The following is a 12,981-nucleotide window of genomic DNA, read 5'->3' on the forward strand; positions in this document are numbered from 1 at the left end:
ATCTTTGGCGGTGGTCTGGATATGCTTCAGCAACCGGACAGGAAATCTTTTGTGGCCACCGCCAGTTGGCCATGCCCCGACACCCTAGCGTTAAAATAAAAAACTCCCGGCGCTGGCCGGGGATGAGGGTGTGATTACTCGGCAAACATCAGGCCGCCGGGGTAATGCTTCATCCATTTCGCTGCCGTGTCCGTGTCAAAGGCTTCGCAAAAGCTCAGTTTTATTTTTCAGTCTGTAAAAGCATCTGTAGGTGACTTACTGACGGGCAAAGACGATCTGTAAGCGCCCCACATATCAAAATAATCGGAAATTGTTAGCTATAAATATTTAAAATTCAGTTGGTGCTAAGAAACTGCTGGAGTTGTTCAAAATGTTGCGCAGTCTGGGGGCGATGAGTGCCTGAATCTAAATAAGTCTCTGGCGAGTGAAGCGCAGTGGGCTGGCAATGGGGTTAAAGATCCTTTATATGATGCATCTAGTTAGCAGCAGAATGTGCTTACAAGGACGTAAAATTTTCCCTCATACACGTCATGGCCTCACAGGGAATCGTAAGAAAAGATTTTGCAGAGAAAAGCGCTTCCCCAGAATGAAGGGTAAATATCTGCTCTGATTGAAAAGGGAAAGCGCTTGGGAAGAGGGAAAACAGCTGGATAATGCCACTTAACCAGCTGTTTTAAAGGCTAAACATCAGCGGTCTTGAACTTGCTTATGAAAGAGCTCCCTGAATACCGGATAAATATCTTCCTGTTCACGGATATGCTGCATGGCGAAATTATCGAATTTCTCCTGTAGCACTTCGTATTCACGCCACAGCGTCTGGTGGGCGCGGCGGGTGATTTCGATATAGCTGTAATAACGCACCATCGGCAGGATCTTCTGTGCCAGAAGCTGGTGGCAGAGCGGGGAGTCGTCAGCCCAGTTATCGCCATCGGAGGCCTGCGCGGCATAAATATTCCACTGCGCCGGGTCGTAGCGTTCCTGAATGACTTCATCCATCAGTTTCAGGGCACTCGACACGATGGTGCCGCCGGTCTCCTGCGAGTAGAAGAACTCCTGTTCATCCACTTCTTTAGCTTGTGTATGGTGACGGATATAGACCACGTCAACGTTCTTATACGTCCGGCTCAGGAACAGATAGAGCAGGATATAGAAACGCTTGGCCATGTCCTTGGTTGCCTGATCCATCGAACCGGAGACATCCATCAGACAGAACATCACCGCCTGGCTGGAAGGCTCGGGGCGACGTTCATAGTTTCGGTAGCGCAAATCAAAGGTATCGATAAACGGCGTTTTGGCGATTTTTGCCCGCAGCTCAGCAATCTCTTTGCGCAACCGTTCTTCTTCCAGTAATTGTGCCGGTTCGCTGTGCTCGACCTCGGTCAGCGTCGATTCCAGCTCACGCAGCTCCCGTTTTTTACCCGCGGTCATCGCCGTACGGCGGGCCAGCGAGTTTTGCAAAGAGCGCACCACACTGATATTAGCCGGTACGCCGTTAGACGTATAACCGGAGCGGTGGGTTTTAAATTCATTCAGCTGTTTATGCTGGTTTTTTCTCAGGTTAGGCAGCGCCAGATCTTCAAACAGCAGATCGAGATATTCGTCCTTTGAAATCTGGAATGAAAACTCATCTTCGCCTTCACCATCCTTGCTGGCATCGCCCTGACCACTGCCGCCGCCACCGCCCCCCTGCGGCCGTTCGATGCGGTCATTCTGTACAAAGTGGTCGTTGCCGGGATGAACACGGTGGCGCAAGCCACCGCGACCCTGATGAAACATGGGCTCGTTGATATCGGAATTGGGGATCGAAACTGATTCCCCGCTATCCACGTCGGTAACCGAACGCTTGTTGATGGCCTCGGCAATCGACTGTTTGATTTGCGACTTATAGCGGCGCAAAAAGCGCTGGCGGTTCACCGCGCTTTTATTTTTGCCATTCAGCCGGCGGTCAATAAAATACGTCATATTTCCCCCAAACGACGTTGCCAACGATCTTCTGTTATGAGGATTTTCTCACGCGCAGGTACCATTCACACAGCAGGCGGACCTGTTTACGTGTGTATCCTTTCTCCATCATTCTGTCGACAAAATCATCATGTTTTTTCTGTTCATCAGTCGACGTCTTGGCGTTAAACGAGATAACTGGCAGTAATTCCTCGGTATTTGAGAACATTTTTTTCTCAATCACCGTGCGCAGTTTTTCGTAACTGGTCCAGTTTGGATTGCGGCCGCTGTTATTAGCGCGGGCACGCAGCACGAAGTTGACGATTTCGTTACGGAAATCTTTTGGATTACTGATCCCGGCCGGTTTTTCAATTTTCTCCAGCTCGGCATTCAGCGATTCACGATCAAAGAGTTGTCCGGTATCCGGATCGCGGTATTCCTGATCCTGGATCCAGAAGTCAGCGTACGTGACATAACGGTCGAAAATGTTTTGTCCGTATTCTGAGTAGGACTCAAGATAAGCGGTCTGGATCTCTTTGCCGATAAACTCAGCGTATTTTGGGATCAGATAACCTTTCAGGTGCTCCAGATATTTCTCGGCGATATCCTGCGGGAACTGTTCACGCTCGATTTGCTGTTCCAGCACGTAGAACAGATGAACCGGGTTGGCGGCCACTTCGGCATGGTCAAAGTTGAAAACACGGGAGAGAATTTTAAATGCAAAACGTGTCGACAGCCCGTTCATGCCTTCGTCCACGCCCGCATAATCGCGGTATTCCTGATAGGACTTGGCTTTCGGATCGGTATCTTTCAGGCTTTCACCGTCATACACCCGCATTTTGGAATAGCTGCTGGAGTTTTCTGGTGTTTTCAGACGCGAGAGAATCGAAAAGCGCGCGAGCGTTTCCAGGGTTCCCGGTGCGCAAGGGGCATGCGAGAGCTCACTATTGCTGAGCAGTTTATCGTAGATTTTCATCTCTTCAGAAACACGCAGGCAGTATGGCACTTTGACGATGTATACACGGTCAAGGAACGCTTCATTATTCTTGTTGTTACGGAACGTCACCCATTCAGATTCGTTGGAGTGCGCCAGAATAATGCCATTGAACGGCAGGGCGGAGATCCCCTCCGTACCGTTATAGTTACCTTCCTGAGTCGCCGTCAGTAACGGATGCAGCACTTTAATCGGTGCCTTAAACATTTCGACGAATTCCATTAAACCCTGGTTTGCGCGGCATAATGCACCGGAATAACCGTAAGCATCCGGATCGTTTTGCGCGTGGTTTTCCAGTTTACGGATATCCACTTTCCCGACCAGCGCGGAAATGTCCTGGTTGTTTTCATCGCCCGGTTCCGTTTTAGCGATGGCGATTTGTTCGAGAATCGACGGCCAGACTTTCACGACTTTAAACTTCGTGATGTCGCCCCCGAATTCATGCAGACGTTTTGCCGCCCAGGGCGACATGATGGTGCCGAGATAGCGCGGAGGAATGTTGTATTCTTTTTCCAGAATATGCGCATCTTCCTGCGGGTTAAACAGGCACAGCGGATGGTCGTTTACCGGGCTGCGTTCGCCGTTGGCGCTCAGCACGTAAATCGGTACGCGTTGCATCAGGGATTTCAGCCGTTCGGCCAGGGACGATTTACCGCCACCCACCGGGCCCAGTAAATAGAGGATTTGTTTCTTTTCTTCCAGACCCTGCGCGGCGTGTTTCAGGTAGGAGACAATCTGTTCGATAGCCTCTTCCATGCCGTAAAATTCTTCAAATGCAGGGTAACGTGCAACAACACGGTTCGAGAATAAACGCGACAGGCGTGGTTCAAGCGCGGTATCTACCATCACTGGTTCACCGATTGCCATCAACAGACGTTCCGCCGCATTGACATAAGCACTGCGATCTTGCCGTGCAATGGTAAGAAATTCCTGCAGTGTGAACTCTTCGTCCTTGGCAGCCTCATAGCGCTGGCGATAGTGGTCAAATATGTTCATACGATGCCCGTCCTTCGTTATTTTACCCTTGGTTCTTGAAGCGTTAGCGCAACTTCAATGACTCGGGTAACGCACAGGTAAATGAGAGCTTTTTTCAGCGCCCCCGGAAGAAAGATCTTCCACCTGAATACAGCAACCCTTATGCCAACTTGCAGAACCCCTTCAAAGCTGACAGTCGCGATGATATGTTTACTGTCAGACCCGGTGGGACGGGCAACCGTTCAGGCTAAGTCTTTCATCTATTTATAAGCGTAGTTTGGCATTAAGAAAATTTCCTCTATGGTTTTGGCGTTTTTTAAGTCATATCAATGACTCAGTTATCAGGAATGCTCTGAAAAGCCTTGCAGGACGTGCTCTGCAGAGCGGAAGGTGTTTCTTTAGTCATTTTTATTTCATATTTTGCAGTTAAATTGTGCGATCGCCCCGGTTTTTCCGGAGATGTCTTTTTATAGGCCGAAAATTGCTAAGCGCGACGTTTACGGTTCATTTAAACTAGCGATGATTTTTTACTTAATGGAATTAAGACAATGAAAATGATTAATCTTAAAACACTGTCACTCGCCGGCGCGGCAGTGTTTTGCAGTCATGTTGCCGTTGCAGGGACCTGGCAGCTGGGTGCTTCAGCGTTAGTTGCCCCTGATCCGTATCGTGGGAATAACGATCATGTTTACCCGGTGCCGATCATCAACTACGACAATGATGACTTCTACTTCCACACCCTGATGGCGGGTTATTACTTGTGGAATGATGACGTCAACAAACTCAGCATCACCGGCAGCTACTTTCCATTAAGCTTCGACCCAAGTGACAGCGATGATAAGCGCATGAAGCGACTTGATAAACGTCACTCAACACTGATGGCTGGTCTGGCTTATTCGCATAACGCTGAGTGGGGGACTGTCCGCGCCAGCTTTAATGCCGATACGCTTGACACCAGCAACGGCATGACCGCTGATCTGGGTTATCTGTATGCGATTAAAGGGGCTAACTGGGCTGTGGTGCCGGGCTTTGGCGTGACCTGGTTCAGCTCGAATCTCAATGCGTATTATTATGGCGTCACCAAAGACGAATCCCGTCGCAGTGGCTTCGAAAGCTATTCCCCGGGCGACAGCTTTAGCCCGTACGTCGAAGTTTCCGCTAAATATAACTTCACGCCTGACTGGCAAGGATTCGTGACCGGCCGCTACCTGCGCCTGTCCAGTGAAGTGACTGACAGCCCGATCATTGAAAAAGAATGGACAGGCGTACTGTGGACGGGAGTGACTTACACCTTCTGATCTGATGCACTGTTCTGGTGAGTGAGGTGCACAGTAATGGGGCGATTCGCCCCATTTGCACATTTATGGTTCAACGGGCTTTTCACCCATGACCCAACCGGAGGAAACAGATGAAAGCGAAAACCGTGCAGTTGCCTGATGGCACGACAATACCCGCAATCGGACAAGGGACCTGGTATATGGGGGAACGAAACAGTGATCTCCGTGCCGAAGTGAAGGCCTTGCAGCAGGGGCTGGATGCCGGTATGACGCTGATCGACACCGCAGAAATGTACGCGGATGGCGGCGCGGAAAGGGTGGTCGGTGAAGCGATATCCGGGCGGCGTGATGAGGTGTTTCTGGTATCAAAAGTGTATCCGCATCATGCCGGTGGCGCGAAAGCGATCGCTGCCTGTGAGCAAAGTCTGAAGCGTTTAAAAACAGATTGTCTAGACCTGTATCTGTTGCACTGGCGTGGTTCGATTCCGCTACATGACACTGTTGCGGCGATGGAAAAATTGCAGCAATCCGGCAAAATCCGGCGCTGGGGTGTCTCTAATCTTGATACTGACGATATGCAGGCGCTGTGGAAAATCCCCGGAGGCAATGCATGCATGACCAATCAGGTGCTGTATCACGCGGCAGCCCGTGGCATTGAGTTTGACCTGCTGCCGTGGTGTGAGGAGCACGGCGTTCCTGTTATGGCCTATTGCCCGCTGGCACAGGCCGGAAAGTTACGTCATGACGTTCTGACGGCGCCGGTGATGCAGGAAATCGCCAAAACACGGGGTGTCAGCGGTGCACAGATTGCACTGGCCTGGGTAATACGCACGGGTAACGTGATCGCCATTCCTAAAGCGGTGCAACCACAACATGTGAAAGATAATGCGGCGGCGCTGACACTCAGCCTGACGGAAGATGAAATCGCGCGAATTGACACAGCGTTTCCGGCACCGGATCATAAAACGCCGCTGGACATGGTCTGACATCAGCCCTTCATATCAATCATCTGACGACAAAAAGGGGCAAAATTGCCCCTTTTTCGTCTTGATTACCCCCACAAACCGGTTATTTCCGGATTGAGAAGGTCACCGCCAGACGCGCCGGGGCAGCATGTGTTGATTTATGTGTCTGGGAAACCTGCGCTGTTTCCACACACACCATGGTTTTATACCCATCATCCGGCATATCAGCCATGCTCACCGAGAGTGCTGAACCCGGGTTCCAGGCCACTACATCAGCATTATTTTCATGCGCAACAACCAGCGTACGTTTCAGAACCGGATCAACGATTTCGCTGGTGGCTTGTGGCTGGGTATAGATGCGGTCAGTCTGGCCCGTGAAGGTCAGGTCACCTTCTTCCTGCTTGGCTTTTGCGCCATCGACTTTATCGATAAAGCTGTTGCCCAGACCTTTGATGCTGACACCGGCGATATCACCAATGTTGAAATAAGTGTGCAGGGCGCTGTTGGCTTCGAAATCACCGGTAGATTCCAGCTCGATATGGCAGGTTGAGCCGAGTGTGAAGCGTGCGGTCAGCGTGAACTCATGCGGCCACAACTCCAGCGTTTCAGGGGAGCTTTTCAGCGTTAAAGTCAGTACTACACCTTCAGCCGTTTCCTGATGATCAGTCAGTTCCCATGCCACGTTACGCGCGAAACCGTGGGAAGGTTTGCCTGCCGGACCAAACCACGGCCAGCAAATGGGAATACCGCCACGAATCGCGACGCCTTCTTTGAACGCACTGGCGCTGCTCATCCACAGTACAGGTGCTTCGCCTTCAGGCTGCCATGACAGCAGATGCGCGCCTTGCAGGGCAATCGCAGCACGTACTTTAGGATGGGTAACCACGAGCACCGGCAGTTCGTCGATAAGACGCTGGCTGACGGAGGTAGAGATCTGATTTACGACCGGAAGAGAAAAGAGTTGTTCTGTCATTATCTAAAGTCCTGTCAGGGTTAAACAATTTCGATTTTGAACCAAGACTACACATGAACCAAACCTGTCTGTTTGATCGCACTCATGTGCTGATAAAAAAGTGCATCCGACAGAAAGCAAAAGGGCGACTTGCGTCGCCCTTCAATCAGTTCATCCACATTACCAATTATTTGGAAACGTGAGCGATCAGATCCAATACTTTGTTTGAGTAGCCAGTTTCGTTATCGTACCAGGAAACCAGTTTCACAAAGTTGTCGTTCAGCGCGATACCTGCTTTCGCATCGAATACGGAAGTCAGTTTTTCGCCGTTGAAGTCGGTAGATACTACGTCGTCTTCGGTGTAACCCAGAACGCCTTTCAGATCGCCTGCTTCAGAAGCTGCTTTGATTACTGCGCAGATTTCTTTGTAAGAAGCTGGTTTTTCCAGACGTGCAGTCAGGTCAACAACAGAAACGTTAGGAGTAGGAACGCGGAACGCCATACCTGTCAGTTTACCGTTCAGAGCCGGGATTACTTTACCTACAGCTTTAGCTGCACCGGTAGAAGAAGGGATGATGTTCTGGGATGCGCCGCGGCCGCCGCGCCAGTCTTTGTGAGACGGGCCATCGACAGTTTTCTGTGTTGCGGTAGTTGCATGCACGGTGGTCATCAGCGCTTCAACGATACCGAAGTTGTCGTTGATAACTTTAGCCAGTGGTGCCAGGCAGTTAGTGGTGCAAGATGCGTTAGAAACAATTTCCTGACCTGCGTATTCTTTATGGTTAACACCCATAACGAACATTGGCGTGTTGTCTTTAGAAGGACCAGTCAGAACAACTTTCTTAGCGCCCGCAGTGATGTGTTTACGCGCAGTTGCATCATCCAGGAACAAACCTGTCGCTTCAGCTACAACGTCAACGTTAACTTCGTTCCATTTCAGGTTAGCTGGATCACGCTCAGCGGTAACACGGATGGTTTTGCCATTAACAACCAGGTGACCGTCTTTAACTTCAACAGTACCGTTGAAACGACCATGAGTTGAGTCGTACTTCAGCATGTATGCCATGTAGTCCGCGTCTAACAGATCGTTGATTGCTACGATCTCGATGTCAGAACGTTCTTGAGCAGCACGGAAAACAATGCGACCGATACGGCCAAAACCGTTGATACCTACTTTGATAGTCATATATTCCACCAGCTATTTTTTTAGTGAATAAAAGGTTGGTTGTAAAATTACAAAAACCTTGCTGAGCGTCAAGCGGAATCGTGTCAATTATTGCTGTAAGTCAAAGCGACGACCTACTGCTGCTCGCTTATTGCACGTTCCGGTTTTTTAATCGGCTCACAACCACATGGGGGCGAAAAACAGAATATAAAGAGCCGGATGAACAAGAGTGTGATCGCCATCACAAGTTGTAAGCTGGCTAACGCTGATGCCATACAGTTTAGGACAAAACAGACAGACTCGTTGTTAATTTTTTGTTATTATAAACTGTTATTTACGTTGATTTTTATATTCGTCAGAGAACGAAAACTATGGGCATAGAAACTAAATCTTCCTCTACACTCGAACAACTCACTGAAACACAACGTTATGTCACACAGAAACGCGGCACTGAACCCCCGTTCACCGGCAAGCTGCTGCACAACCGCCGCGAAGGGATTTATCATTGCGTGGTCTGTGACTCAGCCTTGTTCTACTCTGATACCAAATACGATTCCGGATGTGGCTGGCCAAGTTTTTATCAACCCGTTCACCCGGATGCGATAAATTATCTCACTGATAATTCGCATAATATGGCGCGTATTGAAATCCGCTGCACCTGCTGCGGGGCCCATTTGGGACATGTTTTCCCGGATGGCCCGAAGCCGACGGGTGAGCGTTACTGCATAAACTCTGCTTCAATGAGCTTCACTGATGGCAAAAGCGGCGATAAAACCGCCGGTTAATGCGTATGAAAATGGTGATGTAATCTAACCGACAAAATCGATTCAGCTATTATTCAAACCGTATGAATAATCGCGCACGAAAACGAGGTGCCCAGATGGAAATTAATCAACTTATTGATGTGATGACGCCGGAAATTTATGCACGCCTCGCTCTGGCTGTCGAACTCGGGAAATGGCCCGATGGTGTCGCACTGACACCGCAACAGAAAGAACACAGCCTGCAGGCCGTAATGCTGTACCAGTCGCGTCACAATGTTGATGCCCAGCATATGAGCATTGGCACGGACGGGCAGATCGTTACGAAAAGCAAGCAGGAACTGAAACAGCAATTCGCGCAGGATATGCTGATTAAGCTTAAGCCTGAGTGAGTGCCCTGCTAGCGAAAGGGGGTGACTGAAAAAAGGCGCAGATGAGCGCCTTTAAGGATGAATTTTTTAAGGCAGCGGGAAGATATTGGCTCTATTTGACGGCACCTTCCGTCACGCCGCTGATAAATTTGCGCTGAAATGCCAGAAATACCGCCACGATGGGCAGAATAGCAATCATGGCACCGGCCATCAGTTCCGGAATATTTAAGGTGTTTTTATTCTGGAAAAACATCATGCCGATCGGCAAAGTGCGCAGTTCATCTTTATTGACCAGGATCAGCGGGATCAGAAACTCGTTCCAGGTCCAGATAAACAGTAACAGCGACAGCGTTGACAGCGTTGGCCAGATAGCCGGTACCAATATCCCCCACAAAATCTTGCTGCGGCTCGAACCGTCCATCACAGCCGCTTCGACCAGCTCTTTCGGCACCTGCTGGAACGCAGTGGCGACCATTAGCGTGCTGAAGGGGATCGAAAGCGCAACCTGCGGAATAATCAGCGCCAGATAAGTGTTTGTCATGCCCATCCAGTGCAACTCATGATAAAGCGGAATAATAAAAGCTTCCGAAGGTAAGACCATGCCCAGCCCCAGCAAAAATGCCAGGAATTTTTTCCCCGGCAGGCGCAAAAAAGCAAAACCAAATCCCGACAAAATCCCGGCCAAAATGCTGATGACGATCACCGGAATGACCACAATCACTGAATTCAGAAAGTAAACATTAAAATGACCTTCCCGCCAGGCGGAAAGATAGTTGCCGAGTTGCAGGCTGCCCGGCAGGGTGAAGGCTCCCTGAAACAGTTCTGCCTGGGTCTTGAAAGAGGTCATCAGGGCCAGCAAAAAGGGCAGAATAGTCATTATTGCTATCAGCCAAATCACACTGCGTGAGAAAAGAGAAGTGCTACGCATTAACGACGCTCCCTGAGTGCCAGATGGATGAATCCATTTAGAATAAACACCATCACCATACCGATAATCGCCACAGCGGAGGCATAACCAAAATGGCGTAAGTCAAAACCTTGTTGATACATATAAATATTAGTGACCAGAGTCGAAGTACCAGGCCCGCCATGGGTCATGACGTAGACCAGGTCGAAGGATTTGATGCCCGCGATCACTGTCAACAGCAGCGCGACGCGGATTTCCGGTTTTAGGGCCGGCAGCGTAATGCGCATGAATTTCTGCCGGCGGCTTGAGCCGTCAAGTTCCGCCGCCTCAAGCAGTGAGGGATCCATGCGTTGCAAACCAGCCATGAACAGCACCAGGCAGAAGCCAAAAAAATACCAGGTTGCGACGAAGCCCACCGCAGGCAGCGCCCAGTTAAAATCGCCCAGCCAGGCTAAGGCGAGTTGTGGCTGTCCGACGGCGCGCAGCAATTGATCGATCGGGCCAAATGCCGGGTTGTACAGCCAGCGCCACACCACACCCAGCACCGCCATTGGCATGATATAGGGCAGGAAAAACAGAATACGCAGCATGCTGCGCTCAACGTGGTGACGGGTATCGTTGAGGAAACTGCACAGCGCGAGGCCAATGACTATCGGGCAAAGCGTGTAAAACAGCAGCAGCAGGGCGTTGTTAGCAATGGAAGTCCAGAATGTTGCATCGGAAAACATACGAACAAAATTCTGTATGCCGATGAATACGGGCCACGAGGTTCCATCCCAGGCAGTAAAACTCGCCCAGATTGAAAACAGCAGCGGTGCCAGCAGAAATACGCCGTAGATCAGCAGCGACGGCAAAACAAAAAGCATATTTTGCAGCATTGATTTATTGAGCATGGATATGCCTCATGGTTACCCTCATCATGACCTTCTGCTTTACTGAGGTGACAACAGGCCCGTTAGCCTGTTGTCACATTTTGGGCTGTCTTTTCGCCTTAATGCTTTAGGGTTTTAAGGTATTGCTGGTAATTTTCGTCAAGCTTTTCAGTCAATTGCTGAGGTGTTATGCGTCCGGCCAGCAGTTGTTGCACGTTGGCATTCAATACGTCACCCATGGTCGGCGTTGCCCAGTCGACATAATGGCCCAGTCCGTCATTAGCATTGACGGTAGTCCAGACTTGGTACACGTCGGCCAGCAGCGGATTGTCAGCGGGAAGTTTGGCATTTTTATCTGCCGAGGCGGGCAGGAAACCGGCTTTAAGCCAGGCTTCGGCAACCTTGTCAGAAACAATGTAATTAATGTATTTCGCCGCAGTGTCCTGCTGCGCTTTGGTTTTGGCGGTGACTGTAATAGAGAACGGTAAATCAGTTCCGCCCACCATCAGCGGTGCTTTTACGCCTGGCACGGCAGGCATTGCCGAGAAATGAATGTCTTTATTCGGTTTAAACTGCCCCATGTACCAGGTGCCACTGATGAAAAAGGCGGCCTGGCCATTCTGAAACAGTGAAGCGGCATCATCGCGACCCATCCCCTGATAACCCGGGAAGAAATAGCCTTGGGCATTCCAGTCCTTCATGATTTGAGCGGCTTTTACCAGCTTGCTGTCTTTAAACGAACCTCCCACGTCATAAATCAGATCGTCCAGCGTTTTGCGATCGCTGCTTTCAATTTGCTCTTCCCAGAGGGTTGAAAGCAACTGTGCACCCACAGAACCATCGAGCAGACCCAGCATGATGGGCACGGTGCCTTGTTGTTTTAACCTGGCCAGCGCGGCTTCAAACTCCGGCATAGTTTTAGGTACCGGTATTCCGGCTTTATCCAGCACGGCTTTGTTGTAGTACAAACCCACCATTTCGCCGAGGCTGGCTACGCCATAAAGATGACCGCTGCCAAAGTCTTGTGTATCAGACCAACGGTTGCGTTTGAGGATCGAACTCGGAAAACGCGTTTCCCAGCCGTACTGCTTGGCGTAGGCGTCCATGGGAAAAAGCAACTTCTCTTTGACCAGAGCCCCCATGTCACCGCCGCCCTGGTTAACCTGTGCCACCTGCGGGCCTTCGCCGGAGGAAAGCGCCAGCTTCAGCGGAATGCGCGTGTCGTCAAAGGAGTGAACACTGCGGGTGATTTTCTCACCCGGATTCCGGGCCTCGAAATCTTTGATGGCCTGATCAATGACCTCAGTTTGCGAAGGGTAGTTATAGATATCCCAGGCAGCGATTGTCCCGGCCTGTGCCGGCAGAATACTCAGTCCGAGGGAGAGAGCCAGCAGTGAAAGCAGGGCGCGTGGCGCACGATTGCCGACGGTGTGATGAAGATGTGGTGCATGCAAGGCTTTAGACATGGTGGTGCGTTCCTCTCAATCCAACACAAACAGGCATCCCTTTCTTTGGCGGCAAAGGCACATCCGGCACTTTGCATGATGTTTTGACTCAAAATTCACCCGACTATCAATACTTACTTTAATCATAAAATAAAGTCAAACAGCTTTTCGTATGACTTGTGACCGATTTAAAACCAGATTAATCACTGCTGTTAGGGCTAAATCATGCGGTTAAACACTGTACGATATGCTCACTGCAGCGTAATTATTTTAAATGTCAGTGAGAAATTCATATGAATATACTGAACAGTGGTTTTCAAGCTAACTTATTGTCAGTCATAGGATAAATTTATGGT

The 12,981-nt window shown here is 50.0% G+C and carries 11 protein-coding genes; 4 read left to right on the forward strand and 7 right to left on the reverse strand.

The features are described 5' to 3' along the window. Window positions 1-687: 687 nt before the first annotated feature. Window positions 688-1,962 carry a YeaH/YhbH family protein gene (locus tag J1785_RS10360; RefSeq protein ID WP_015697207.1) on the reverse strand — a complete coding sequence of 425 codons (1,275 nt, stop codon included), beginning with the start codon at window positions 1,960-1,962 and terminating at the stop codon, window positions 688-690. A 34-nt stretch (window positions 1,963-1,996) separates the two neighbouring features. Then, the gene (gene yeaG / locus J1785_RS10365; protein ID WP_129951131.1) at window positions 1,997-3,931 is read right to left on the reverse strand and encodes a protein kinase YeaG; all 1,935 of its coding nucleotides are present in this window, start codon (window positions 3,929-3,931) and stop codon (window positions 1,997-1,999) included. A gap of 527 nt (window positions 3,932-4,458) precedes the next feature. On the opposite strand from yeaG, the gene J1785_RS10370 reads away from it, so the two are divergent. Together J1785_RS10370 and J1785_RS10375 are read left to right on the forward strand one after the other, a co-directional pair. Further along, window positions 4,459-5,208 carry a MipA/OmpV family protein gene (locus J1785_RS10370; RefSeq protein ID WP_217219360.1) on the forward strand — a complete coding sequence of 250 codons (750 nt, stop codon included), beginning with the start codon at window positions 4,459-4,461 and terminating at the stop codon, window positions 5,206-5,208. 110 nt (window positions 5,209-5,318) lie between these two features. Continuing rightward, window positions 5,319-6,173: an aldo/keto reductase gene (locus J1785_RS10375; RefSeq protein ID WP_217219361.1), complete on the forward strand. Its 855-nt coding sequence runs from the start codon at window positions 5,319-5,321 to the stop codon at window positions 6,171-6,173. A gap of 82 nt (window positions 6,174-6,255) precedes the next feature. Here J1785_RS10375 and J1785_RS10380 read toward each other — a convergent pair whose 3' ends face one another. Both J1785_RS10380 and gapA read right to left on the reverse strand, forming a co-directional pair. Beyond that, a complete protein-coding gene (locus J1785_RS10380) occupies window positions 6,256-7,125 on the reverse strand; it encodes a D-hexose-6-phosphate mutarotase (protein ID WP_129951134.1) in 870 nt (289 codons plus the stop codon). Window positions 7,126-7,291: 166 nt separating this feature from the next. After that, entirely contained in the window at window positions 7,292-8,290 is a 999-nt protein-coding gene (gene gapA, locus J1785_RS10385) for a glyceraldehyde-3-phosphate dehydrogenase (protein WP_013575362.1), read from the reverse strand. 350 nt (window positions 8,291-8,640) lie between these two features. Here gapA and msrB point away from each other — a divergent pair, with 350 nt between their 5' ends. Together msrB and J1785_RS10395 are read left to right on the forward strand one after the other, a co-directional pair. Then, window positions 8,641-9,054, forward strand: a complete 414-nt coding sequence (gene msrB / locus J1785_RS10390) for a peptide-methionine (R)-S-oxide reductase MsrB (RefSeq protein ID WP_217159392.1) — start codon at window positions 8,641-8,643, stop codon at window positions 9,052-9,054. A 95-nt stretch (window positions 9,055-9,149) separates the two neighbouring features. Then, window positions 9,150-9,422: a YeaC family protein gene (locus J1785_RS10395; protein WP_129951136.1), complete on the forward strand. Its 273-nt coding sequence runs from the start codon at window positions 9,150-9,152 to the stop codon at window positions 9,420-9,422. Window positions 9,423-9,513: 91 nt separating this feature from the next. Here J1785_RS10395 and J1785_RS10400 read toward each other — a convergent pair whose 3' ends face one another. The 3 genes from J1785_RS10400 to J1785_RS10410 form a co-directional block, all read right to left on the reverse strand. Further along, window positions 9,514-10,329: a carbohydrate ABC transporter permease gene (locus J1785_RS10400; RefSeq protein ID WP_217219362.1), complete on the reverse strand. Its 816-nt coding sequence runs from the start codon at window positions 10,327-10,329 to the stop codon at window positions 9,514-9,516. Then, on the reverse strand, window positions 10,329-11,201 hold the full coding sequence (locus J1785_RS10405; RefSeq protein WP_217219363.1) for a carbohydrate ABC transporter permease: 873 nt from the start codon (window positions 11,199-11,201) through the stop codon (window positions 10,329-10,331). The genes J1785_RS10400 and J1785_RS10405 overlap by 1 nt, the downstream gene beginning before the upstream one ends. 98 nt (window positions 11,202-11,299) lie before the next feature. After that, window positions 11,300-12,646, reverse strand: coding sequence for an extracellular solute-binding protein (locus J1785_RS10410; RefSeq protein ID WP_217138571.1), 1,347 nt, complete (start codon window positions 12,644-12,646; stop codon window positions 11,300-11,302). Between the last annotated feature and the right edge of the window lie 335 nt (window positions 12,647-12,981).

The organism is Rahnella perminowiae, from assembly GCF_019049755.1.
Classification (GTDB): domain Bacteria; phylum Pseudomonadota; class Gammaproteobacteria; order Enterobacterales; family Enterobacteriaceae; genus Rahnella; species Rahnella perminowiae.